This is a genomic window from Stenotrophomonas sp. YJH_SMC_101-4 (genome assembly GCF_059370395.1).
The window spans coordinates 489727-512595 of sequence record NZ_JCAFTP010000003.1; the positions used below are offsets into that span (position 1 = coordinate 489727).

21 protein-coding genes are annotated in these 22869 nt (G+C 65.7%); 10 read left to right on the forward strand and 11 right to left on the reverse strand.

Annotation, left to right across the window (positions count from 1 at the left end; genetic code table 11):
• The first annotated feature begins 50 nt into the window (after positions 1-50).
• Together AC5P8D_RS13125 and AC5P8D_RS13130 are read left to right on the forward strand one after the other, a co-directional pair.
• Complete coding sequence (locus tag AC5P8D_RS13125) at positions 51-476, forward strand: hypothetical protein (protein ID WP_495203393.1); 426 nt, start codon at positions 51-53, stop codon at positions 474-476.
• Entirely contained in the window at positions 476-1162 is a 687-nt protein-coding gene (locus AC5P8D_RS13130) for a hypothetical protein (protein WP_317613733.1), read from the forward strand. The genes AC5P8D_RS13125 and AC5P8D_RS13130 overlap by 1 nt, the downstream gene beginning before the upstream one ends.
• A 24-nt stretch (positions 1163-1186) precedes the next feature.
• Here the strand turns inward: AC5P8D_RS13130 and AC5P8D_RS13135 are convergent, their stop codons facing one another.
• Together AC5P8D_RS13135 and AC5P8D_RS13140 are read right to left on the reverse strand one after the other, a co-directional pair.
• The gene (locus tag AC5P8D_RS13135; RefSeq protein ID WP_019336340.1) at positions 1187-1579 is read right to left on the reverse strand and encodes a DoxX family protein; all 393 of its coding nucleotides are present in this window, start codon (positions 1577-1579) and stop codon (positions 1187-1189) included.
• Positions 1580-1707: 128 nt separating this feature from the next.
• Entirely contained in the window at positions 1708-2376 is a 669-nt protein-coding gene (locus AC5P8D_RS13140) for a glutathione S-transferase family protein (RefSeq protein WP_019336341.1), read from the reverse strand.
• Positions 2377-2503: 127 nt separating this feature from the next.
• On the opposite strand from AC5P8D_RS13140, the gene AC5P8D_RS13145 reads away from it, so the two are divergent.
• Complete coding sequence (locus AC5P8D_RS13145; RefSeq protein ID WP_019336342.1) at positions 2504-2920, forward strand: hypothetical protein; 417 nt, start codon at positions 2504-2506, stop codon at positions 2918-2920.
• A gap of 7 nt (positions 2921-2927) precedes the next feature.
• Here the strand turns inward: AC5P8D_RS13145 and AC5P8D_RS13150 are convergent, their stop codons facing one another.
• Positions 2928-3731, reverse strand: a complete 804-nt coding sequence (locus tag AC5P8D_RS13150) for an AraC family transcriptional regulator (RefSeq protein ID WP_313509799.1) — start codon at positions 3729-3731, stop codon at positions 2928-2930.
• A 7-nt stretch (positions 3732-3738) separates the two neighbouring features.
• Between AC5P8D_RS13150 and AC5P8D_RS13155 the strand changes: the two genes are divergently transcribed.
• Positions 3739-4689 carry a DMT family transporter gene (locus tag AC5P8D_RS13155; protein ID WP_171954611.1) on the forward strand — a complete coding sequence of 317 codons (951 nt, stop codon included), beginning with the start codon at positions 3739-3741 and terminating at the stop codon, positions 4687-4689.
• Positions 4690-4697: 8 nt separating this feature from the next.
• Here AC5P8D_RS13155 and AC5P8D_RS13160 read toward each other — a convergent pair whose 3' ends face one another.
• Both AC5P8D_RS13160 and AC5P8D_RS13165 read right to left on the reverse strand, forming a co-directional pair.
• The gene (locus tag AC5P8D_RS13160; protein WP_043397599.1) at positions 4698-5726 is read right to left on the reverse strand and encodes an IclR family transcriptional regulator; all 1029 of its coding nucleotides are present in this window, start codon (positions 5724-5726) and stop codon (positions 4698-4700) included.
• A gap of 258 nt (positions 5727-5984) precedes the next feature.
• On the reverse strand, positions 5985-8819 hold the full coding sequence (locus AC5P8D_RS13165) for a TonB-dependent receptor domain-containing protein (protein WP_197617730.1): 2835 nt from the start codon (positions 8817-8819) through the stop codon (positions 5985-5987).
• Positions 8820-9373: 554 nt separating this feature from the next.
• Here AC5P8D_RS13165 and AC5P8D_RS13170 point away from each other — a divergent pair.
• The gene (locus AC5P8D_RS13170; RefSeq protein WP_010481259.1) at positions 9374-9826 is read left to right on the forward strand and encodes a PA2169 family four-helix-bundle protein; all 453 of its coding nucleotides are present in this window, start codon (positions 9374-9376) and stop codon (positions 9824-9826) included.
• Positions 9827-9911: 85 nt separating this feature from the next.
• Here the strand turns inward: AC5P8D_RS13170 and AC5P8D_RS13175 are convergent, their stop codons facing one another.
• Positions 9912-11402: an MFS transporter gene (locus AC5P8D_RS13175; protein ID WP_495203394.1), complete on the reverse strand. Its 1491-nt coding sequence runs from the start codon at positions 11400-11402 to the stop codon at positions 9912-9914.
• 106 nt (positions 11403-11508) lie between these two features.
• Between AC5P8D_RS13175 and AC5P8D_RS13180 the strand changes: the two genes are divergently transcribed.
• Together AC5P8D_RS13180 and cml are read left to right on the forward strand one after the other, a co-directional pair.
• Complete coding sequence (locus AC5P8D_RS13180) at positions 11509-12414, forward strand: LysR family transcriptional regulator (RefSeq protein ID WP_049453021.1); 906 nt, start codon at positions 11509-11511, stop codon at positions 12412-12414.
• A 198-nt stretch (positions 12415-12612) separates the two neighbouring features.
• Positions 12613-13800: a CmlA/FloR family chloramphenicol efflux MFS transporter gene (cml, locus tag AC5P8D_RS13185; protein WP_495203395.1), complete on the forward strand. Its 1188-nt coding sequence runs from the start codon at positions 12613-12615 to the stop codon at positions 13798-13800.
• 66 nt (positions 13801-13866) lie between these two features.
• Here cml and AC5P8D_RS13190 read toward each other — a convergent pair whose 3' ends face one another.
• Complete coding sequence (locus AC5P8D_RS13190; RefSeq protein ID WP_495203396.1) at positions 13867-17223, reverse strand: autotransporter domain-containing protein; 3357 nt, start codon at positions 17221-17223, stop codon at positions 13867-13869.
• 188 nt (positions 17224-17411) lie between these two features.
• Here AC5P8D_RS13190 and AC5P8D_RS13195 point away from each other — a divergent pair, with 188 nt between their 5' ends.
• A complete protein-coding gene (locus tag AC5P8D_RS13195) occupies positions 17412-17612 on the forward strand; it encodes a hypothetical protein (protein WP_029550896.1) in 201 nt (66 codons plus the stop codon).
• Positions 17613-17736: 124 nt separating this feature from the next.
• On the forward strand, positions 17737-18087 hold the full coding sequence (locus AC5P8D_RS13200) for a VOC family protein (RefSeq protein ID WP_043397553.1): 351 nt from the start codon (positions 17737-17739) through the stop codon (positions 18085-18087).
• A 15-nt stretch (positions 18088-18102) separates the two neighbouring features.
• Here AC5P8D_RS13200 and AC5P8D_RS13205 read toward each other — a convergent pair whose 3' ends face one another.
• The gene (locus tag AC5P8D_RS13205; protein ID WP_029379742.1) at positions 18103-18723 is read right to left on the reverse strand and encodes a TetR/AcrR family transcriptional regulator; all 621 of its coding nucleotides are present in this window, start codon (positions 18721-18723) and stop codon (positions 18103-18105) included.
• A 126-nt stretch (positions 18724-18849) separates the two neighbouring features.
• Between AC5P8D_RS13205 and AC5P8D_RS13210 the strand changes: the two genes are divergently transcribed.
• The gene (locus AC5P8D_RS13210) at positions 18850-20322 is read left to right on the forward strand and encodes an MFS transporter (protein ID WP_043397555.1); all 1473 of its coding nucleotides are present in this window, start codon (positions 18850-18852) and stop codon (positions 20320-20322) included.
• Between the two features lie 10 nt (positions 20323-20332).
• Here the strand turns inward: AC5P8D_RS13210 and AC5P8D_RS13215 are convergent, their stop codons facing one another.
• From AC5P8D_RS13215 to AC5P8D_RS13225, 3 genes are all read right to left on the reverse strand, one after another.
• Positions 20333-20638 carry a KGG domain-containing protein gene (locus tag AC5P8D_RS13215; protein WP_043397558.1) on the reverse strand — a complete coding sequence of 102 codons (306 nt, stop codon included), beginning with the start codon at positions 20636-20638 and terminating at the stop codon, positions 20333-20335.
• Between the two features lie 135 nt (positions 20639-20773).
• Entirely contained in the window at positions 20774-21448 is a 675-nt protein-coding gene (locus AC5P8D_RS13220; protein ID WP_010481273.1) for a CerR family C-terminal domain-containing protein, read from the reverse strand.
• Entirely contained in the window at positions 21441-22487 is a 1047-nt protein-coding gene (locus tag AC5P8D_RS13225; protein WP_495203397.1) for a M24 family metallopeptidase, read from the reverse strand. Before AC5P8D_RS13225 ends, AC5P8D_RS13220 begins: the two co-directional genes overlap by 8 nt.
• Positions 22488-22869: the final 382 nt, after the last annotated feature.

Genomic DNA, 22869 nt, shown 5'->3' on the forward strand with positions numbered 1-22869 from the left:
AGGGCCAACCGCGCTACCCTGCGCGGGTCCTTACCGCAGAGAGCCACAGCATGGCACATAACGGCAGCACGGCGATCGCGCCGAGGGTCCTGTACGTCGCGGGGGCGGCAGCGGTGCTGATCAGCCTGTTGGCCTGGTCGGTGGAATGGAGTGGGCTGGCCTATGTCTGCCCTTACTGCCGCGTGCAGCGCACCGTCATCGGCGTGCTGGGTCTACTGATGATGTTTGCACGGCCGGGTGGCATCGTCGTGCCGTGGCTTTCGAACGCAATGGGTGGTTTCGCGTTCGTGGTCGCGGCGATGCAGCACTTCAACGGCTGGAAGCGAATCTCCGCCGGCGAATTCAGCTTCAATACGCAGTGGTACATCGACCCATGGCTGCTGTCCGGCTGCGCGATGCTGATCCTGGTGGCACAGCTGATGCTGGTGCAGGCGGCCTGCCGGCGCCCGGTGCACGCCGCTCTGGAGGCCGCATGATGCGCCCTGCCTGCGCGCTGGTCCTGCTGATTGCATTCCACAGCATTCCGGCGCGTGCGGCCGAAGATGCCGGAGCGCCCAAGCGGCCTTCGGTGGAAACCCTGCAGCGCCTGATCGTTGACAAGGCTCCGCAGACGCGGATCGGGACGCCCGACAGCGAGCGCATCACCGCGCGTCGCATCGATATCGTCGATGACCAGGGCGTGATCCGCATGACGCTGTCCGGGAAGACGCCGGCGCCGATCATCGATGGCATCCAGTACAAGCGCGCCTTCAACGTGGCCGGCATGGTGCTGTACGACGACAAGGGCAGCGAGCGCGGTGGTTTCGGCACCGCTGATGTCGACGGCGGCATGGCGGTGCTGGCGCTGGATCATCCGGCGATGGATGCGATCGGATGGCGGGTGTCTCCCGATGGCCAAGTGAGCTTCTCGATCAACCAGGCACCGAAGCTGATACGCGAACCCGCGCTCGGGAATGCGTTGATTCCCGGTGTGCAGGCGCCGACCCGCATCGGCCTGGTGGTCGGCGCCGATGGAACGCCGGCCATTGCACTGAATGACAAGGCGGATCGGCCGCGACTGCGGTTGACCGTCACGCCAGAGGGCTACGGGGCAATCGAGTTCCTCGATGCGCAGGGCAAGGTGGTCCACACGCTGGCGCCGGAGGCGGAGCTCCGTCGCTAGCGTGGCGAGCCTGCTGGCCGGTACCTATGCGCCGCGTCCCCGGCCGTCGATGCTGTAGCGCCCGGCTCCAGTGCAGGCCAGCAACAGGAAGCCACCGGCCAGGCCCAGATTCTTCAGGAACATGATCTGCTGGGTCTGGTCGCCGAAGTTGTGGTGGAAGATGAAGGCGGTGACCAGGCTGAAGCCCACCAGGACGATCGATACCAGCCGGGTCTGGAAGCCGAGCAGGATGCACAGGCCGCTGCCGATCTCGAAGGCGATGGTCGGCCACAGCAGGATGCCGGGCACTCCCATTGCTTCCATGTAGCCCTGGGTACCACTGAGGTCGCCGAGCTTGCCCAGGCCGGAGACCAGGAACAGTGCCATCAACAGGATGCGCGCAAGCAGGAAAGCAAGCGAGTGCGAGGAAGTGCTCACAGTGAAGTCCTTGAGGGTGTCCGCCCCCCGCGATCGGAGCCCACAGGCAGTGAAGCCCGTGTATACACGACACGGCTGCCTTCCGGTTTCCGCGCGGCCGGGACCTTCGAGTGCCGAAGGCGGCTGCCTCAGTCATCCGTCGGTGATGGCGCGTCTGCGCTTTGCCGGAACACCTGCAGCTGCGCGGCAAACGCACGCTGGTAGGCGGGGCGTTGCGTTGCACGGCCCACATAGGCGACCACCTGCGGGTATTCGTCGAGGAGGCCGCTGCTCTTCAGGCGCAGCAGCACCGAGACCATCATCAGGTCGCCCACGCTGAAGTCGCCATCCAGCCACGCCGCCCTGCCCAACCAGGCCGACAGCTGTGACAGCCGCGTACGCACGCGCTCTTCAAGCATCGGAAGACGCTGTGCATACCAGCGCTGATCGCGCTCCAGCACCCAGGCCATCGAGCGTTCGACGATGGGCGGTTCCACCGTGTTCAACGCAGCGAAAACCCACATGATCGCGCGCATGCGTGCGTCCGGATCAGCGGGGAGCAGGCCGGCATGCTGTTCGGCCAGGTGCAGGACGATTGCGCCGGATTCGAACAGGACCTGGTCGCCGTCCTGCCAGGTGGGGATCTGCCCGAAGGGGTTGCGCGCCAGGTGGACGGGCTGCTTCAGCTCGGCAAAGCTGAGCAGCTGCACGTCATAGGGCACGGCCAGTTCCTCCAGCGCCCAGCGTACGCGCATGTCACGGGCCAGGCCCTGGCCGCGGTCGGGAGAGGTGGCGAAGGCGGTGAGGATCGGGCACATCGGGGCACTCCTGCAGGCTGAAAGACCCGCCTTTCCTTCTCCGACGAACGATGGGGCGGGAAATCGACAACCTTCCCGGGGCGCCGGGCGATACACTGCCCGCCACCCATCAATCCTGTGCCTCCTCATGTGGCAGCGCCGCACCTCCCTGGCCGAACTGCAGCGGCAACGCGATGTGCTGCAGGCTGAGATGGATGCGGATGCCCAGCGACGGGTCTCACGGCTTCCGCCGGATGATCTCGTGGCAGCGCTGATGCCGCAGGCGCACCGGCTCCAGGAGCTCAATCAGCTGATCCTGCGGGCTACACCGCCGCGTGAACTGATGAAGCGCCTGAAGGCGCTTGAGCGACAGCTGCTCGAACCCGGTGCACAGAGCGCAGGCGTGCGGAAGGAGCTGGAAGATGAACTGCGCGATCTGCACCTGTACTTCAGCAATCCGCGCCGTCGCCCCTTGACGGCGAAGGTCCTGCTGATCCTGTTGGCCAGCGTTCTGGCCGCCTTGTTCCTGCCGGGGCTGCTTGTGGACCTGCTGGTCGCTCTCTAGGCCGCGCTCACCCCGCCCGATGCAGCTTCCTGTACTGATCCGGCGTGCACTGCGCGTGCCGCTTGAACATCTCGGCGAAGGCGCTGACGCCGGAATAGCCCAGCTCTTCGGCGATCCGGCTGATCGGCCGGCGTGTACACAGCGCCTCGGTGGCGCGCACGAACTTCACCCGCCCACGCCAGTCGCCCAGCGACATGCCCAGTTCGCTGCGTGCCAGGCGCTCCAGCTTGCGCACGCTCATGTGGTGCCGCCGCGCGATCTCGGCAACCGATTCGGCCGCCGACAGGTGTTTCTCCATGTACGCCATCACCTGCTTCAAGGCATCGCTGCTGGCGATCGGCAGGAAACTGGGCAGCACAGCGGCATTGACGATCTGGTCGATCACCACGGCGGCCATGCGCCGCTGGACCGGTGTCTGCGGATCGGTCACGCCCTGTCGTGCCAGTTCATGCAGCAGTTCGCGCAGCAGCGGGCTGACTTCCAGCGCACTGCAACGCGTGGGCAGCCGGCGTGAAAGCGCCGCCGACAGATAGGCCGAGCGGTAGGCCAGCTGCGAGCGATTGCGTGAATAGTGCGCCATTCCTGCTGGAATCCAGATCGCGTAGTGCGGCGGCGACACCATCCACTCGCCGTCGATCTTCATCTCCATCACCCCCTGCGCGACGAAGTTGAACTGACCCCACGGATGGCTGTGCGTGCCCCAGTCCGTGGGCTCCATCGCGCCCTGCCGGAAGTAGATCGGGCCGGGCAGCTGGCGGAAGGTGGGGATCGGCTCCATCGATTGCCGCAAGCCGGGGTCGGGGTGGCGCATTTTCGGGATGTCCTCAATATACGCCAAGCGTACGCTGGCCATTCCCCCACGTACACCTGCACGCGTGAACTATCTCTTCCCGATCTTCGCCTGCCTGCTGTGGGGCGCGAACACCATCGTGACCAAGCTTGCTTCGGGCTCGGTCGGTCCCATCGATATCGGCTTCTTCCGCTGGCTGGTCGCGGCGGTGGTCCTGCTGCCATTCGCGTTGCCGCGGCTGCGCGGCAATCTGCCGATCGTGCGCGCCAACCTCGGCCGCTTCCTGGTGCTGGGCTGCCTGGGTGGGGTGATGTACCAGTGCCTGGCCTACTATGCGGCGCACTTCACCTCGGCCACCAACATGGGGGTGATCCAGGCGCTGATTCCGTTGATCGCGCTGGCGCTGTCACGCGTGTTCATGGGCCATCCGGTGCGTGGTACTTCCATTCTTGGCGCGGTGATCTCCACCGCCGGCGTGGTGGCGGTGGTATCGCAGGGCGACCTGGCACGGTTGGCGGCGCAGGGCCTGAACCGCGGAGACGCGATCATGCTGATCGGCGCATTGGCCTTCGCCGCCTACAACGTGCTGATGCAGCGCTGGAAGATTCCGCTGTCGGTGCTGGAGTCGCTGTTCCTGCAGGCCACGGCGGCCTCGCTGATTCTGCTGCCACTGCAGTTGCTGGTCGGTACCGGGGTGAGCAATCTGACCGCCGTTGGTTGCATCGGCTTCGCGGCGGTCTGTGCCTCGATCCTGGCGCCGCTGACCTGGATGACCGGACTTTCACGCCTGGGCGCTGCGCGCGTCTCTGGCTTCTTCAACCTGGTGCCGATCGTGACCGCCGCGCTGGCCGTGCTGCTGCTGGGCGAATCGCTCAGTGGCTGGGTACTGGGCGGTGGCCTGCTGGCGGTGTCCGGCGTGGTATTCGCCGAGTACAGCGCCAGGCGCGCTGCTGCGGTGCCGAGCGAGCAGCCCGCCTAGGGCTTCGGTCATGCGGGGTATGTGTTCCCGCTCAGCGCCTGTTCCACCCGCTGTTCCAGCGCGTCTGCATCATGGCCGCGTTTGCCCTGCAGGCTGAGATACAGCGAAAGCGGGTCAACCACATCGCCGATGCTGGTGAATGCCGGCGGATAGGCCCAGATCTGCAGCCGTGCGCTCTGGACGCAGTCCGGGCCGGGCATGGGAAGTGCACCCAGCAACCGCCACGCATCGATGTGCAGCGCGCGGGTGCCGCCGATCGCGGGCGGTGGCGTGTCAGCAAGCGCATCGAGGCCCGCCGTCGGCGCCGGGTGCCCGGCATCGCGGAGCGCCTCGGCGGTCGGGCCCCAGCAGACATCCACTTCCTTCAGGATGGGGGAACGCAGGAACGGCTGCGCCCTGGCCCAGACCTCGTCGCGGTTGCCGGCCAGCTTCAGGAAGCGCTCGCGGCCACCGGTGGAGCGTTCAACCAGGCCGCGACCAACCAGTTCGGCAGACAGGCGCGACGCCGTCATCGAGGTGTAGCCGGCGGCAGCACTGATCTCGCGCGGCGACCACCAGCGCGACTGGCCGCTCAGCAGCACGTGGATCAGCACGGCCTGCGCCGAAGGCAGCAGCGAGATGGCCTTCTTCTCATGATCAGGGTCGTCGCGGAACTCAATGGCCAGGCTGGGCGCGAACAACTGGGTGTGCGGGACGACGAAGTCGATGTGGTTCTCGACCAGGAAGCGGCGCTGGGTCGGTGTGAGATAGGGCGAGACGTACAGCACCAGTGCATTCGCAGCAGAGCGCAGGCAGCGTACATCCTGGATCACACGGGTGCTGGATTCGCCGGGCTCGCGGGCCACGGCGAGCATGGCGGGGGTTTCCCCGTACAGCATCAGTCCGGCGAGGTGGTAGCGCGATGCCATTGCGTGGGGAATGGCGTGCAATGAAGCAAGTGGATGCACTGCCGAGGCCAGCCCGGGGAGAATCCTGCGCAGGTACCGCTGCGCGTCAGCGACCAGGTCGGTCAGGCCGGTGCGAACTGCCGTCGTCATCTCGTACTTCCCTTGCGGCGGCACGTCCGGAGGGTCGGAACCCGGCCACATCGCCACACTCAGTGGTGAACCTGGAGACGGGTGTGCAGCGTCGGGGCGCGTGGCGATCCATGCGGTCCTGCTCCTTAGCCGTCATGACATCAAGTGTTGCCGGGAACCTTGGAGATTCCGTCGAAAAACGATGGAGATTGGGTGGAGGTGGTGTGCATCGTGGCCGGCGGACTCCCCTTCCGCCGGCCACGAGCACGGACATGCCCGTCAGAAGCGCTGGGAGTACTTCACGTACACGGTGCGGCCGATATCGAAGCCGCCGTAGTAGGGGAAGGAGCTGGACGGCTTGGAGAACATGATCGGGCCCTGGTGGTTGAACACGTTGTTCGAACCCAGCGCCACGGTACCGTCCCACGGCAGCTTGTAGCTGACCTGGATGTCATGGAAGGCATTGGAGCCCACCTTGCGCAGGGCATCCGGTTCTCCGTAGGCGTAGCGATCGGGCAGCGAGCACGGTCGGTTCGGCACGCAGCTTTCGGCCATGCCGGAGTAGTAGCGCACTGTGTACTGCGTGCTGAAGTTGCCAAGCTGCCAGTTCACACCCAGGTTCGAGCGCAGGCGGAAGATGCCCGGCCGGCCGATCCGGCCCATCATGATGGTGTCGCCGGCCGAGTTCTGGTTTTCCTCGTCGTACTTGGAGACATAGCTGTTCTGCAGGTCGATGGTGAAGCGGCCGAACGAGAACTCGGGCAGGCGGTAGTGGATGCCCAGGTCCCAGCCTTCGGTTTCCATCGAGCCCAGGTTGGCCAGGCCGTAGAACATGCTGGTGATGTGGCCATCGCCAGCGCGCTTGATGCTGCCACAGCGCGAGGAATTGCCCAGCACGTAGCAGTCACGCAGGATGCGGTCGACGCTGTCCTCGATGATCATGTTGGTGATCTTGTAGCTGTACCAGTCGAGGTTGATGTCCAGGCCATCGACCCAGCGCGGGCTCCAGACCACGCCCACGGTCTTGCTCTTGGACTCTTCCGGTCGCAGCTTCGCGTTGGAGCCGGTGGTGAATTCGTCGGGCGTGGCACACGGATAGCTGGCACAGGGCTTCAGGCTCTGGTTCAGCTGCTGGTAGCCCAGCGGGACGCCGGCAGCGTTGCAGGCAGCGTTGCCGTTGACGCTGTTGGTGGCGCCGGTGCCGCAGGGATCGACATAGGTTTCGAAGCTGGTCCCCATTCCACCATACAGGTCGGAGATGCTCGGTGCGCGGAAGCCTTCGGCGAAGGTGCCGCGGATCATCAATTCCTCGATCGGGCGCCAGGCGAAGCTGGCCTTGGAATTGGTGGTATTGCCGAAATTGCTGTAGTCGGAATAGCGCGTGGCCAGGTTCACGGTCAGTTCCTTGGCGAACGGCAGGTCACGCAGCACCGGCACGTTCACTTCGGCGAAGAACTCATTGAGGCTGTACTCACCCGAGGTGGTGGACGCGCCCAGCGCCGTGCTCTGGCGCGACTGGGCAAAGGCGTCGGGCACGAAGCGGCCTTCTTCCTTGCGGTATTGGTAACCCAGAGCGACGGACAGGTCACCGGCAGGCAGTTCGATCACTGGCCCGGAGATATTGGCGAAATAGCTGCGGGTCTTGGTGATGCCGGTATCGTTGAACGTCGGGAACAAGAAGCGCTGCAGTTCGGGATCGGAGAGAGAGCCAGCCCCCGCGACACCGTATGGCAGCAAAGGATTCCAGGCCAGGCAGCCCGTGACCGGCGATGCCGCCGTGCCACACCGGGCCACACCGTTGGCATCGAGGTAGGAGGGCCCCAATGCCTGCCGGGAAGCGATCAGGCTCATGTCGCCACGGCCTGTTTTTGTGACTTCATTGCGGTTGAACAGCGCACCGACTTCCCAGTCGTACGTCTTGGCGCCCAGTTCGAAGTAGCCGGACAGGCTTGGTGCAATGCGCAGCGACTTCAGCTTGCTTTCGGTCGTGCGCGGCACTTCCCACAGGCGGCGATTGAACGCGATGCCGTGGTCGAGCGGATTGAATACGCTGGCTGCGTCCAGGGGCGTGCCGAACTTGGTCGACTGGTACGGGTAGCCCGCGATCTGCTGGTCGGTGGTGCGCTCGTTGTAGCCGATGTCGGCGGCGAACTTGATCTGGTCGCTCAGCGCGTAGTCCGTGCTGAGGAACAGCGAGCGACGCTCGATGCCGGTCTGCAGGTGCATCTGGTCGTTGCCGTTGGCGAACTCAGCCGGCGTGATCGGGTGGTAGTCGTTCGGATTCTTCGGGTCGCCGCCACGGTTGAGCGTCTTGAACACCGCGTCACCGGTGTTGCACTTGTAGAGCGCCGGGTCGCACCACGAACCGTTCTGGCTGATGTTGCTCCAGTCCGCGCCTGGGTAATTGGGGCCGGCGCCGCCGTACCGGGAGAACTCGCGGTCGCGGGCAAATACCGGATCCGACTTCTGGTATTCCAGTGCGAGGGTGTATCCGCCACGTTCTCCACGGGCGCCGGTCACCAGCGAGAACGTGCTGTCCTTGCCATCGCCCTGGCTGAACTGCCCGTGCTGCATGGACACTTCCAGCCCTTCGTAGTTCTTGCGGGTGATGATGTTGACCACGCCAGCGATCGCATCCGAACCGTACAGCGAGGAGGCGCCGTCCTTCAGGACATCGATGCGTTCCACCGCGCTCATCGGAATCTGGCTGAGATCCTGCAGGCCGCTGGTGGTCGCACCGAGGCGCTTGCCATTGACCAGCACCAGCGTGCGCGTGGCGCCCAGATTGCGGATGTCGACGTAGTAACCGCCGACATTTTCACCGGACGACAATGCGCGTGCGCGGGAGATCGCCGGCGCGCCCGTAGACGTCAGGTTCTGCAGCAGGTCGGCGATCGTGGTGAAGCCCTGCTGCTCGATCATCGTGCGGGTGATGGCGATGATCGGCTGCTGCGTTTCGATATCCACGCTGCGGATGGCAGAGCCGGTAACCTGGATGCGATCGAGGTTCTTCGGCGTCTTGTCGTCGTCATCCTGCGCATGCGCGGCCGGTGACCAGGCGGCGGCCAGGGCCGTGCCCACTGCCAGGGAAAGCAGGGTGTACTTGTAATGCATTTGGCTCTCTCCAAATCCAGTTGAATGGGTTTCCGCATAGCTGCGTGGAAACCGATCTGAAACTCCGCTGTGCGGAATCGGAAGGAACCTAACATTCCGTTTACAACTCGATTACGTTATGGACGCGTTATCGTCGCGCGCTGGATACAGCGTTCATGCACAAGCCATGCACGAAACCGCGACGCGCACCGGGGGTGCCCTGCTTCAGTCTGGCTGCGGGCCGATGACAGACTCCAGGAGACATCCGATGAATACCCCCGGTAAACCAAAACCCACGTGGAAGCAGTGGCATGTGCTGTTGCTGGTGCTTGCCATCGCACTGCTGGTGGCGCTGATCATCGTCATCGCGCCCTGGTGAATCGTGGGCGTTCTGCTCAGATGCCGTGAACGCGGAAATGCGATGGGATGAAGGAGTCAGGACGCGTTGAGGGTGGTGATGCATGCATCAATTCGTACTCACCCAACCGGCACATTCAAACCTCCACAGTGATCCCGAAGGCAACGCACTCGCGCTGTCATTCTCCATAGACCATCGAGCACACAGGAGCGATTCCATGAGCACCCAGTCCACCATCGAACATCGCCTCAACGACCTGATCGAGATTGCCCGGGACGGAAAGTCGTTCTACGAAGAAGCTGCGACCAAGGTGAAGGATGCCGAACTGTCGGCCCTGTTCACCCGCATTGCCGGCGTCAAGGGCCGCATCGTCGCCGCGTTGAGCAGTTCGGTCGCCGCCAGCGGCGGCAAGCCCGCCGAGCACGGCACCATGGTCGGGTCGATGCAGCAGTTCTACGGCAAGGTGCGCGCTGCATTCGGCGACACCAACTATGGTTACGTGGCCGAGCTGGAAGAGTCGGAAGACCGGCTGCTTGGCGCGTTCAAGGACGTGCTGAAGGACAACGAACTGCCGCCGGCCGTGCGCCAGGAAGTTACCCAGCTGCTGCCCGAAGTGCAGGAATGCCACAACGTGATGCGGGCGCGCAAGCACGCCATGAAGGCGGCCTGACGATCATCGGCGGCCTTCTCCCCGGGGCCGCCACGGTCGGGGCAGCGTGGCTGCCCCGGCCAACTTCGTAATCCGCGCTCCAGCGTCATCGCTGTGCGGGACTACGGCCCAGCAGCAACACCGCAAGGCTGGCCAGCAGCGCGGCAATGGCCGACGTCCACAGTGCACTGGCAAATCCGTGGCTGTAGATCGCCTGTGCGAAGGCTATGTTGCGCGCACCGGTGAAGGTGCCGGTAGCGATCGCATCGGCCATCGACAGTACATCGCGCGCGGGACCCACAGCCGACAGTGCGTTGCGGATGCCCAGGCTCAAGGCGCTGGACAGCACGGTGAATCCGAGCAGGATGCCGACAAAGCGCGTGGTCGCGCTGATGCCGGAGGCCATGCCAGCCCGCTCGCGCGGTGCCGCGCCGATGATGGCTTTGGATGTCTCGCCATTGAGGATGCCGCCGCCGGCACCGATCACCACCATTGCGACGAATGCCAGCCACGGCAGATGCTGCCACGCGGCCAGTCCGGCCACGGCATTGCCCGCGGCCGTGATCGACAGCCCGATCGCCAGCACCGCCGGACTGTTCAGATGGCGACCGAGCCGGCGGCCCACGCTGGGAAACAGCAGCATCGCCGCAGCGAACGGGAGCATGCCGGCACCCGCAGCCAGTACGCCCAGGCCGATGCCGTTCTGCAGGTACTGCGGCAGCATCGACGCCATCACCTGTGCGCTGACCGAATAGCCGACCATGGCAATGAGTGCGCCGACGAAACGTGGACTGGCCAGCAGCCCGGGATCGACCATGGGATGTGACCGTGCCCGCTCAACGATGACGAAGGCGGCGGCCATGATGATGGCCAGGCCCAGCCCGCTCAGCGCCGGCGCCGATGACCATCCTTTTGCCAGTCCTTCGACCAGGAAGAACACCATGCCGAAGATGGCAACGCTGAAGGTGATGATGCCGGGCGGGTCGAGCGGGCGGACCGCGCTGTCGGACGACTCGGGTATCCAGCGCAGCGTGCCGTAGCCGAGCAGGCCCAGGAACGGCAGGATCGCAATGAACACCGCGCGCCAGCCCCAGAGCGCGGACAGCAGGCCGCCGATCAGTGGCGAGAGCACCATCATCACGCCCATGGCTGTGCCCCAGAACGCCCATGCGGTGTCTTTGGCGGCCCCCTGGTGGTAGGTGTGGCCGATGATCGACAGCGAGGGCGCCAGCAGGAAAGCAGCACCGATGCCCTGCAGTGCCCGCGCCAGGTAGAGCAGGGTGGCACCGGGCGCCAGTGCACAGAGCAGAGAAGTGAGGGCGAACAGGCTGATGCCGATCAGCAGCACCCGGCGGCGGCCGTAGCGGTCGGCGACAGCACCGGCGGGCAGCAGCAGTGAGGTGAAGGACAGGATGTAGGCACTGATCACCCACTCGATATCGGCGAATCCGGCGTGAAGGTCACGCGCGATGCTGGGCAGTGCGACCGCGACGGCATTGGTCTCCAGCACGGTCATCGTGCAGCCCAGCGAGGTCACCAGCAGGATCGCGTCAGGCAGCGTGTGCCGTGCAGGCGAAGAGGGAGGGGAGGGCGGCACCGGTCACTCGCACGAAGGGAGGACCGCCATTCCAGCAATGATCGGTGTTTGTTTCATTCTCGGTGTTTTCTGGTTACGTTAGCTTGAACCTAACGAAATGCCGCCCATGGAACGCCGTCACCTGGAGTACTTCGTCACCTTGGCCGAGGAACTGCACTTCGGTCGCGCGGCCCTGCGGCTGGGGATCGCCACTCCCACGCTGAGCGTGCAGATCCAGGACATCGAGCGTCGCCTCGGCACGCGCCTGTTCGACCGCAGCCGGCGCGAAGTGCTGCTGACCTCCGCAGGCGAGGTGTTCCTGGCGGAAGCCCGCGATGTGCTGCGCCGGTTCGAACAGGCCGAAACCCTGGGCCGGCGCGCCGGGCGGGGTGAGATCGGCAAGATCGAGATCGGCTACGTCGGCTCGGCGCTGTATGCCGGTGCGTTGCAGGATCAGCTCAGCCGGTTCCGCAGCCGCTACCCGGGCGTGGAACTGCAGGTAAGCGAATGGCCGATGGGCGAGCTCCCGCAGCTGCTGCAGGAAGGCCGGGTGGATGTGGTGTTCTGCCGGCCTCCGATGGATGTACCCGACAGTTTCGGCGAACACACCCTGGTCGAAGACCAGTTCTGCGTGGCCCTGCCGGAAACCCATCCGCTGGCGCAGGCCCGCGCGCCGGTACAGCCGGCGTCATTGGCCCGGGAAAGCTTCGTCATGCCGGAGCAGCCGGTGGGCGCAATGGAAGTCGGGCGCCGCGGCGGGTTCATTCCACGTATCCGTTCCCAGCCCGGGCATCTGGCGGCGGTGTTGGCCGAGGTGTCGGTCGGCGTTGGTTCGGTGGCGATCGTGCCATCGGTACTGCAACGCACGCTGGTGCTGCCCGGAATGATCTATCTGCCACTGGCCGGCCCCACCATCGTCTCGACCATCGCTGTGCAGTACCGGCGGGCGGAGACCTCGCCTGTGGTGCGACGGCTGATCGAGCAGGTGAAGGAGACGCCGTGCCGGCGCATCGACATGTTGCCCCTGGCCTGAGCGCCGCGCGGCAGGTGGACGATTGCTACACTTGCGCCACCTGCATTCGCATTCGATGGACATCATGAACAACGGGAACGGTCCGCAGACAGTTCGCTGAGCCGCAACAACGATGCAGACGTTGTTGCGGTGATCATCCCTGCGATGCACGCGAAGTGGATGGATCACCGCCGGATTCACTCTGGGCGGAGACTCCCCATGTTCAATCGACAGGCCCCGCGTTGGGCCCACCCGCTGCCATCGGCCATTGTGCTGATGGCGCCGTTCGACCTCCTGGCCTCGCTGGCCATGGATATCTATCTTCCTGTGGTGCCGGTGATGCCGCGGGCACTGCAGACATCACCGACGGTGGTGCAGCTGACGTTGAGCATCTACCTGCTGGTGCTCGGCCTGGGCCAGTTGCTGTTCGGCCCGTTGTCCGACCGCATCGGGCGGCGGCCGGTCCTGTTGCTGGGGGCGTTGCTGTTCGCGCTTTCGTCGTTTGCGCTGGCCATGTCCAGCAGCGGCGCAGCATTCCTGGCCTGGCGAACCGTACAGGCGGTGGGGGCGTCGGCGGCATTGGTGGCGACCTTTGCCACCGTCCGTGACGTGTATGCCGATACGCCCGAAGGTGCGTCGCTGTATGGGCTGTTCGCCTCGATGCTGGCCTTCGTGCCGGCGCTGGGGCCGATCTTCGGCGCACTGCTGGCAGGCGCGGTTGGCTGGCGCGCGATCTTCGTTCTGCTCGGCGCACTGGGCATGATCGCCGGCATGCGCGCGGTACGGCATTGGCAGGAAACCCGCCCGCGGTGCCATGACACGTCGCGACCGTCGGTACGACGCATCCTCGGCAGCGGGGCGTTCTGGGTCTACACGCTGGGCTTCAGCGCGGGCATGGGCACGTTCTTCGTGTTCTTCTCGGTCGCGCCCCGGCTGCTGGTCGGGCGCATGCATTATTCGCCGCTGTCGTTCAGCCTGGCCTTCGCCACGGTGGCGCTGGTGATGATCGTCACGGCGCGGATGGCGAACGTGTGCATTGCCCGCTGGAACGTGCGCGGTACCTTCCTGCGCGGCCTGTGGGTGATGGTGGCCGGGGTGCTGCTGATGGCGTTGGCCGCAGCGTGGCCTCCCTCGTTCATCGCAGTGGTGCTGCCCATGTGGGGCATCGCGGTAGGGCTGGTGATGGTGGTTTCGGTGGCCGCAAGCGGTGCGTTGCGTGATTTCGCCGATGCGTCGGGTACGGCGGTGGCCCTGTACTACGCGGTGCAGAGCCTGATCGTGGCAGGCATCGGCACGCTGGTTATCCTGGTGCTGCCCGGCGATACCGTGTGGCCGCTGGTGGCCTACGGGTTGCTGCTGCCACTTGCCAGCCTGGCAGGTACCGCCGCGCTGCGGCACCGCACATAGCGCTGGATGGCGGGCAAAAAAAGGGGCGGCCGCGAGGCCGCCCCAACCCGTCAAGAGAACACGTGTTTAGAAGCGGACGGACCAGCGTGCAGTGGCGCCATGGTCGCGGCTTTCACTGCCGAACTGACCGCTGTAGCCCAGCTCCAGCTGCTGCCGCGGGGTCAGCCACGCCGCCAGGCCCAGCTCGGCCACGACGGCGTTGTCGGCAATCGGAGCACCCTCGACCGCGAACGTGGTGCTGCTGTTGGCGAAGGCGAGGTTGGCCACCTGGCTGCGGTCGCCGGAGGCACGGCGGTAGCCGACACCGCCACGCAGGTGCAACCAGCTGTCCTGCTGGAACGATGCCTTCAGGCCCTTGTCGAAGCGCAGGCCAGCGGTGGCGATGGTGGTGCCGGTGTCGTCCACCTTGCCGTGCAGTGCGGCCGCGCCGCCGCGCTCGTTGATCTGCTTCAGGTCCACTTCCACGCGGGCGACCTGCAGGTACGGCTCCAGCCCACCTTCCGTATTGCCGAAACGGTAGCCCGCTTCGATGAAGGCCTGACGTGTATGTGCGTTGTAGCGCGCGCTCAGGCTGTCGCTGAAGCCGGCGAAGGCAACATCACGCGTACTCTTCACTTCATTGCGGCTCCATGCCACGCCACCGCGCAGGCCGAACCCGCCCCAGGTGTGGCTGGCGTAGGCGCCGAAGTGCGTGTTGTCGATCTTCGACTTGGCACGACGCTCCTGCTGCTTCACGTCGGTGCGGCCGGTGCCGGCCAGCACGCCGATCTGCCAGCCACCGAACTCGCGGTCGATGCCGACCAGCAGGCCATTGCTGTTGGCTTCCGTGCGGGCGGTGTTGGCGTTGCCATCCAGCTTGCTGTTTCCGCCCAGGGCCTGCACCCAGGCGCCGGTGGCATCACCCGTATCGGATCCCGGTGCGGCCGCACCGGCACGGCGTGACAGTGCGGCGTCGCGCACATGGCGGCTGCCCTCGACCAGGGCCAGCGACGTGGCCGCGTGCAGTTCACCGCTGAGGCCATCAAGCACGCCGCCGACCTGTTGCGGGAACAGTTGGGTCAGCGGCTTGGGCAGGCCCTGGTTGATTGCCAGTCCATCGGCCGCCGCCGCGGCCGCACGCTGGTTCGGCGTGGCGGCGGCACTGGCGAGCGACGCACCACGGGCCACGTCGATGCGGGTGCCATTGGCACCGTAAGCCAGGCTGAACTGCAGGAACGGCGAGAACGCGCTGAAGTCGGTTTTCGCGAACTGGCCGCTGACACCGCCGTCGGCGCGGATGAAATTGAACTGCTCGCCGAGGTAGTAGGTACCCGGCTCCGGCAGTGCGATCAGGGTGCCGCCGAGGGTGGCGGTGCCGGTCACGTGCAGCTGGTCACTGCGCCCGCCCGGAGCAAGTTCGGCAGCATAGACGCCGGTTGCACCCTGTACGTAGTTGCCGTTGATGGTCAGCGTGCCGATCGAATTGCCGGGCGCGATGATGCCGTCGACGTGGGTGCTGCCGAGCGTACCGACACCCTTCAGCAGGCCGTTGGCACCGACCGTGGTGGTGCCGCCGGTCTGCGTGCCGTTGAAGGACACCACGCCACCGTTGACGGTCAGGTTGCTGTCCTTCAGCAGGCCGCTGCTGCTGACCGTGCTCACGCCCCCGGTGGTGTTCAGCGCGGTGGAGACCAGGCTGCCATTGAGCAGGAACTGGCCACCCTGGACCTCGACCGCAGACGTGAGCGTGTTGGCGCCATTCAATTCCAGCGTACCGTCCTGCAGTACCGCGCCGTTGAAAGTGTTGTCACCGCTCAGGCGCAGCCAGCCGATGCCGGACTTGGTCAGCTTGCCGGGGCCACCGATGTCGTTGGTCCAGTCGTCCCAGGCATCGCCTTCCCAGACCTTCAGGCCACCGGCCTTCTGGTTCATCACCACGTTGGTATCCACGCGCAGCGAGCCGTAGCCTTCGATGGCCTTGCGCAGGTCGACCATGCCCCAGCCGTAGATCGGATCGATGCCTGCTGCACCCAGGTCGCGTGCGGTGGTCAGCAACACGTCGCGGACCTGGGCGTTGTCCAGATAGGGGAAGCGCTCCATCAGCAGGCCGAGCGCACCGGTGATGTGTGGCGCCGCCATCGACGTGCCCGTCTTGGTGCCATAGACGTACTGGGTGTTCTCGCTGTCGATGATCAGGCGGACATAGGCGGAAGTGTTCTCGACGCGACCCTGGATATCACCGGACACAATGGTGCTCAGGATGTCGGTGCCGGGTGCCGAGATGCACCAGTTGGCGGCAACGCCGCAGATGCTGGAACTGCCATCGATCACGTAGTCGGTTTCGCCCGCAGCAGCGTTGGGCCGGCGGACGTTGGCCACGGCCAGCCAGTACGGTTCAAGTTCCGGCTTCCAGCGCGGCATGGCGGCCGTGATTCCGGCGACGGCGCCACTGCCGTTACCAGCCGACCACACCTGGATGAGGGTGGAGGAGGGGGCATCGCCATCGTTGGCGTAGATGCTGCCATACACGCCGTAGCCGTCACCGATCGCTGCATACTGTGCATCCAGCGCGGCAGCAGTCATGTTGCGGGTAGAGATACCCCAGCTGTGGTTGATGGCGCGCACGCCCTGCGCCTGGATCTGCGCATACATATCCAAGGTAGCGGTGTCATCGGGATCGGTGCGATATAGCGCGCGCGGACGATAGAAGTTGTCCGGATCCAGGCGCCACTCATAGTAGGTATCACCAAACACACGGGCTGCGGTCAGGTTCGAACCGAATGCTACGCCATGCATGCCTTTGCCATCGCGGTTGGCACCGATGGTACCCAACACGTGGGTGCCGTGGTCGGCGTAGCTGAAGCCATAGGGCTGGCCTGCCGCGATCAGGCGTGCGGCCAGTGCGGCGGGAACGCCGGGGCCAAGGCCGTAGTAGTTGTAGCCTGGCTGCTCGCCACGGGTTTGTTCGCAGGCACCGGTACCGGCCACCACGCCTGGCGTGGCGCAGTCCGCGCCGATGGTGATGCTGGACGTATTGCGCCCCGCAAATTCCTGATGGGCCAGTGCCGAGCCCGAATCGAACAGGGCAAGACGTACGCCCTGGCCGGTCAGTCCACGTGCATAGGCGTAATCGGCCCCCATCGCACCCAGCCCCCAGTCAGCGTTGAATTCATCGCTGCGCCAACTGGCTGCATCGCCGGGGTTGCCGAGCACGGACGTGTTGGCCGCCGCTGGCGTGGTGGCCGTCGGTGCTGCGGACGCGCCGACGCCTGGTTGCGCCCAGGCCGCCTGCAACTGGCGCTGTTGTTGCCAGACCTCGAATGAGTCGTTGGCCATGGCGGGCAACGTGCTGGCAAGCAGCAATGTGCTGGTGACCGCCAGTGCGAGGCGGCTGTGCATCGGAGAACGGGAGCGGGACGAACGGCCGTGCAGCGGGTGATTCATCGGACAACTTCCTTGATTGACGGACAACAAGGCCGTTAACCCCGCAGCGCGCCGATCACCCCCAGTGGTGTGAAGAAAATTTAATGAACAGGTTAATGTTTCGTGACGCGCGTGTTCACTCCATCTCCGGGAAACCCCGCTACCGTGGCCCGGCCTGGGCTCACCAGGCTTATCAAGGAGTGATGTCGATGCGTACTTTCAGGAAAATGATCGTAGGTGCCGTGTTCGCCTTGGCCTGCAGCGGTTCGGTTGCTGTGGCCGGGCCGATTCCGCCATGCGATCTTCCCTGTTGGAAGGCTTACCAGGCCTGTTTGTCCGGTGGCGGTGATGCGATGGAATGCCAGTACGAATACGATCGTTGCGTCATGGATCGCTGCGGCGCTGTGTAAGCAGTGGCAATGCAGGACTGATGACGAGCCCCGTCACCGACGGGGCTCTTCTGTTTCAGCGCAGCCCGCTTGCAGGCCATGCACGCAGCGGCGAGGATGGGGAATCGCATCGGAGCCGCTGCACATGGCCGTCAAACGTGTCGTCGCCAACATCGCCACGCCTGATCCTGCGCGTGCCGCAGTGTTCTATGGCGAGCTGCTGGGCATGCCGGTGGTGATGGACCACGGCTGGATCGTCACCCACGGCGGCGAGGGCAGCGCGCTGGCGCAGGTCAGCTTTGCCAGTGAAGGGGGGTCCGGCACCGCAGTGCCGGATCTGTCGATCGAAGTGGACAATCTGCAGCAGGTACTGGAGCGCATGCGCGCGGCCGGCATCCCGCTGGAATATGGCCCGGCCGATGAGCCCTGGGGCGTGCGTCGCTTCTTCGTCCGTGACCCGTTCGGGCGGTTGTTGAACATCCTCGCCCATAGCTGAGCGACAGACGGTTCGTCAGCGCCGCTTGGCACCGGCCGGTGGCACGCCGACCATGCGCAGGCAATCGGCCTGCACGGCTTCGATGAACGCATCGGCATCCTGTGCCGGTGTGGCGATCAGGTCGTCGGTAGCGCCGTGCACGCCGGCGTAGATCAACGAGGCGGTAACCTGCGGCGCCGGAAGCTGCCACAGACCGGCGGCGTTGCCCGCTTCGAGGATGCCCAGCAGCTGCTGCTGGATTGCATTGCGTTCGGCGTTGCCGCGCTGGTGGTGATGATGGTTGGCGTACACCACGTCGTGCAGTGCATGGGTGCGCACGTAAAGTTCGATGTTGGCGCGGATCCAGGCGCGCAGGCGTGCTACGCCATCGCCGACGGGGTGCTGCTGCACGGCCTGGTCGACCGCTTCCATGAACTGCCGCGTGTAGCGCTGCGCCAGCGCCTGCAGGATCTCGGTGCGCGAGGCGAAGTAGGTATAGAAGGTGCCCTTGGCCACATCAGCCGCGGCGACGATGTCGCTGATGGTGGTGGCGTCCACTCCCTTTGACAGGAACAGTGCCTGCGCGGCGTCCATCAGTTCTTCCTGGCGGGTTTCCGCAGGCTTGGTGCGAGGCCTGGCGACAGCTGGGGTCTGCATGGTGGGCAAGGTCCGGGTGCGACGGTGGCCATTCTAGCTGTCCTTCGGCACTGACTGACCGTCGGTCATTGACCGACGGTCAGTCAGTGGCTACGATGCGCGCACGTCCTCCCCCGGGATCCACACATGCAGCGTTTCCAACGTCCGGCCCTGGTGTTGGCCGCCTACCTCGGCACATTCCTCGCCTCGCTGGACATCAGCATCGTCAACGTCGCCCTGCCGACCCTGCAGCAGGCGTTGCACACCGACATGGCCGGCCTGCAATGGGTGATCAACGCCTACGCGATCGCGTTGTCGGCGTTGATGCTGTCGGCGGGGCCGCTTGGGGATCGTTACGGTCATCGGCGGATGTGGCTGCTCAGCGTCGCCACCTTCACGCTGGGGTCCCTGCTGTGCGCTTGTGCCGGCAATCTTGGAACCCTGGTGGCCGGGCGCGCAGTGCAGGGCATCGCGGGCGCATTGTTGATTCCCGCCGCAATGCCGATCCTCAGCCATGCGTTTCCCGATGCGCGCCAACGTGCACGTGCGATCGGTGGCTGGTCCGCGTTCAGTGCGCTGGCCCTGGTGCTTGGCCCGCTGCTGGGCGGCGTGCTGGTGCAGCGCGCCGGATGGCCCAGCATCTTCCTGATCAACCTGCCGTTGGGCCTGCTCGCGCTGGCGCTGGGCGTCTGGGGAATTCCGGAGCGGCGGCATCCGCAGCACGCCGCACTGGACCCCGCCGGGCAGCTGCTCAGCATCGTCGCGCTGGGTGCGCTGAGCTATGGCCTGATCGCGATCGGCGAGCATGGCCTGCTGGCGCCGGTGACCCTGCTGGCGCTGGGCGTCGCAGCCGCCGGACTGATCCTGTTCGGCATCGTTGAACGCCGGGTTGTACGCCCATTGCTGCCGCTGGACCTGTTTGCCGACCGCCGCTTCGGCATGTTCAACCTGGCATCGTTCGTGCTGGGCTTCACTGCCTATGCCAGCCTGTTCTTCCTGTCGCTGTTCTTCCAGCAGGCGCAGGGCCACAGCGCTGCGCAGGCCGGCTCCCAGCTGGCTCCGCAGTTCCTGTTGATGGGGGGCGTCTCGCTGTTGTTCGGTCGTCTGGTCGCCCACCTCGGGCTGCATGCCGCGCTGGTGCTGGGCTACGCCCTGGCCGGGATAGCGCTGTGCGCGATGGCCACGTTCGAACCGGCTACGTCGCGTGCTTTTGCCAGCGCTGTGCTGGTGCTGCTTGGCATTGGCATGGGGCTGGCAGTGCCGGCGACCGGCATGGCGGTCATGGCCAGCGCGCCGGTCGAGCGCGCGGGTATCGCCTCAGCCACGATGAACGCGTTACGCCAGGCAGGCATGAGCCTGGGCATCGCGCTGCTGGGCAGCTTGATGGGCCAGCGCGCCGTGCAGCACTTCGCCGTTTCCGCGCAGGCGGCCGGGCAGCGGGGGCTGGTGGCACAGGCGCGCGAACTCATCCTGCAACCAAGCTCGATGCACGCCGCGCCGCAGACACTGGCGTGGTATCGCAGTGCGATGGCCAGTGGTTTCGGCTGGGCGATGGCTGTGGCCGGTGCGCTGGTCCTGCTTGCTGCGCTGGGTCTGTATCGCCAGCGCGCACCGGCCTGACGCGCAGCGGTCAGCCCTGCTGGCGTTGCGGGCCCTCTGCCGTGCGTTCGATCTCGTGTGGCTGCTGTTGCTGCTGGCGCGCATTGGCGTGGCGAGCGTGTCCACCTTCACGACCGATCGCGGCCATGTGCTGGCGGTTGCGGCTGATCGCCTCGCCGCCCTTGCGGCCTGCGACACGTGCTTCGGCCGGACTGAATTCATGCGCGTTGCCGGACGCATGTGCTGCACGCCCGCCCTTGGCAGCGATCGCGCGCTGCTTGGCCTGGTCCATTGATGCGAAGCCCCGGTTGGAGCTGCGCGGGTTCTGCTCAGTCATGTGAAATCTCCTGCGGTGTGGGCGTCGCCTTCGTAGACGACGGCCTCCATGCTTGGCCATCGCACGCTAAGTCCAGGTCGCCATCTTCGCCACGGTTTTCACGCGCCCTGCGCACGGGACCGATCACGCAGCCATTCAGGTGGGCGCTGCCTTCGCTGCAGCCAATGCCATGCCACCGACCACCGCCGCGATCGTCTCTACGTCTGCCAAGGGTGCTCCCTGGTTCAATCTGGCCTGCAGAGCGCCATGGGAGACGGCGAAGACGATCGCCTGCCCGAGCAGGGCGTGGGTACGCAGCAGCGTCTCGACGCTGGTTGGTTCGCTGCCACGCAGGCACGCCACGCACGCGGCCAACGTGGTGTGCAGGGGTTCGAACAGCGTACGGTGGGCGCTGGCGAACGCGGCCGTCGGTTGGATCTGTTCGCGCGCCAACAGCAGCGTGCGTGGCCCCGCATCCGGTGCCGACAGCAAGGCATGGACAAATACCTGCATCAATTGCTGCAGCTGCTGCGCGGCCTGCCGCACGCCAGTCGGCGGTGCTGCCGGCAGCGGCAGTCGTTCGGCAATGGATTGGGCACAGCGCTGCAGCACTGCGGCATACAGTTCCTGCTTGCCGCCGAAGTGATATGGGATGGCCGATTGGCTGCAGCCAGCCATGTCCACCAGCTGGCGGGTACGCACGCCCTCCACGCCGAACGCGCTGAACAGCTGCAGCCCCGCGTGCAGCAGTCGGGCTCGGGTCTGCCCGCTGCGCGTCTCGGCCGCGCGCCGCCGTGCCGGTGTCTGCAGGTGGGCGATGAACTCAGGCATCGGCCTGCATCAACCGTGTCGAGTTTTCATTCAGCGCGGTACCCGCATCCGTGCCGACGATGACCGTACCGCCGATGTTGGCCATGTGCCGGCCGAATGCACAGTTCGGTTCGAAGGCGAAGCACATGCCGGCCTGCAGGGGCAGTTCGCGCCCGACAGTCGGCAGCGGCGCGATGTGCGCATAGCGCGCGGCCTCCGGCAGCGCTTCGATGCCCGGCGCACGGCCAAAGCCAACCGGTCCATAGGGGTTGAGGCTGTGGACCAACGGATGCACGTGCCAACCCCCCGCCTCCAGCAGGGGCGCTTCCATCGCGTCGACGACGTCGCCGAAGGTATTGCCCACGCGCAGTGCAGACAGGCCCGCTTCGTAGCTGCTGCGGGCGACAGCGGCGGCGCGATGGATGTCGTCGTGTACCTCGCCGATGGCAACCGCGGCCTGATGCTGTGTTTCCATCAGCCCGTACAGTGCGAAGATCTCCGACAACACCAGGTCACCATCGCGCAGAATGCGCGGCGGCTGTGCACGGTACTGCCAGGCGGGCGGTCCCCAGCCTACATACTCGGGACCCGAGCCGAGCAGCACCTCGGCGGTATAGCCTCCCAGCGAGAAACAAGTGGCGGTCACTGCGGCAACCAGTTCGGCTTCGGAAACACCGGGGCGAGCGGTGGCACGCAGCGCCTCGCTCATGGATTCACCGATCCAGGCGGCATGCGCGATCAGCGCCAGTTCCTCCTGACTCTTGACCGAGGCGCGCTGGAAGAACGCACGATACACCGGTACGAATTCCGCGCCCGGCACTGCCGCCTGCATGCCCTGCAGGGTGCGCGCAGGCATCGCGCCGTCGAAGTAGAACGGCGGATACGGCTCCAGCCCCAGCACGCCGATACGTGCCGAGTGCAGGCCACACTGCTGCAGCCAGCGGCCCACCTCCTGCCCGGATTTGCCCACCCACAGCTGTTCGGGTGCGATCCATTGCAGATCGCCGCGCAGGCCGGCCTGCAGGTGGTCGGCAATCATCAGCGAGGCAAAGGTGAACACCCGGGGGGGGCTGGTCGCCGACGAACACCACGATCGAGCCGGGCCGGTCATTGGTGAAGTAGCAGTCTGGCGAGAAGCCGGCGGGCGCGGCGGCTTCCCGGTCGCCATGTACAACCAGGGCATCGAGGCACTCACCGGCCATGATGTCGCGGGCCAGCGCCCAGCGGCGGTCGCGTTCCATCAGGCTGAGCGGTGCGGGCGGCGTGCGCATGAGAGGTACTCCAGGGGAAGGAGCGCGCAGGCTCGATCACGCAGATGAATGAATCAACCGCTTGAATCGACTTTGCATGGGCATTGCTGCGGGAGCAGTGGAAGTCGGCGCCTGCGCAGCGCTGCAGGTGATCGTGGCGTGCTGGCCGCTGTTGATAGGATGAGTGACAAC

What these genes read in the sequence shown, in the direction of transcription:
- AC5P8D_RS13145 (WP_019336342.1), top strand. Translation starts at nt 2,504, where the DNA reads ATGTGGCAGCGCCGCACCTCCCTGGCCGAACTGCAGCGGCAACGCGAT.
- AC5P8D_RS13220 (WP_010481273.1), bottom strand. Translation starts at nt 21,448, where the DNA reads ATGCCTGAGTTCATCGCCCACCTGCAGACACCGGCACGGCGGCGCGCG.
- AC5P8D_RS13130 (WP_317613733.1), top strand. Translation starts at nt 476, where the DNA reads ATGCGCCCTGCCTGCGCGCTGGTCCTGCTGATTGCATTCCACAGCATT.
- AC5P8D_RS13215 (WP_043397558.1), bottom strand. Translation starts at nt 20,638, where the DNA reads ATGACTGAGCAGAACCCGCGCAGCTCCAACCGGGGCTTCGCATCAATG.
- AC5P8D_RS13180 (WP_049453021.1), top strand. Translation starts at nt 11,509, where the DNA reads ATGGAACGCCGTCACCTGGAGTACTTCGTCACCTTGGCCGAGGAACTG.
- AC5P8D_RS13125 (WP_495203393.1), top strand. Translation starts at nt 51, where the DNA reads ATGGCACATAACGGCAGCACGGCGATCGCGCCGAGGGTCCTGTACGTC.
- AC5P8D_RS13155 (WP_171954611.1), top strand. Translation starts at nt 3,739, where the DNA reads ATGTCCTCAATATACGCCAAGCGTACGCTGGCCATTCCCCCACGTACA.
- AC5P8D_RS13170 (WP_010481259.1), top strand. Translation starts at nt 9,374, where the DNA reads ATGAGCACCCAGTCCACCATCGAACATCGCCTCAACGACCTGATCGAG.
- AC5P8D_RS13160 (WP_043397599.1), bottom strand. Translation starts at nt 5,726, where the DNA reads ATGACGACGGCAGTTCGCACCGGCCTGACCGACCTGGTCGCTGACGCG.
- cml (WP_495203395.1), top strand. Translation starts at nt 12,613, where the DNA reads ATGTTCAATCGACAGGCCCCGCGTTGGGCCCACCCGCTGCCATCGGCC.
- AC5P8D_RS13200 (WP_043397553.1), top strand. Translation starts at nt 17,737, where the DNA reads ATGGCCGTCAAACGTGTCGTCGCCAACATCGCCACGCCTGATCCTGCG.
- AC5P8D_RS13165 (WP_197617730.1), bottom strand. Translation starts at nt 8,819, where the DNA reads ATGCATTACAAGTACACCCTGCTTTCCCTGGCAGTGGGCACGGCCCTG.
- AC5P8D_RS13210 (WP_043397555.1), top strand. Translation starts at nt 18,850, where the DNA reads ATGCAGCGTTTCCAACGTCCGGCCCTGGTGTTGGCCGCCTACCTCGGC.
- AC5P8D_RS13205 (WP_029379742.1), bottom strand. Translation starts at nt 18,723, where the DNA reads ATGCAGACCCCAGCTGTCGCCAGGCCTCGCACCAAGCCTGCGGAAACC.
- AC5P8D_RS13195 (WP_029550896.1), top strand. Translation starts at nt 17,412, where the DNA reads ATGCGTACTTTCAGGAAAATGATCGTAGGTGCCGTGTTCGCCTTGGCC.
- AC5P8D_RS13140 (WP_019336341.1), bottom strand. Translation starts at nt 2,376, where the DNA reads ATGTGCCCGATCCTCACCGCCTTCGCCACCTCTCCCGACCGCGGCCAG.
- AC5P8D_RS13190 (WP_495203396.1), bottom strand. Translation starts at nt 17,223, where the DNA reads ATGAATCACCCGCTGCACGGCCGTTCGTCCCGCTCCCGTTCTCCGATG.
- AC5P8D_RS13150 (WP_313509799.1), bottom strand. Translation starts at nt 3,731, where the DNA reads ATGCGCCACCCCGACCCCGGCTTGCGGCAATCGATGGAGCCGATCCCC.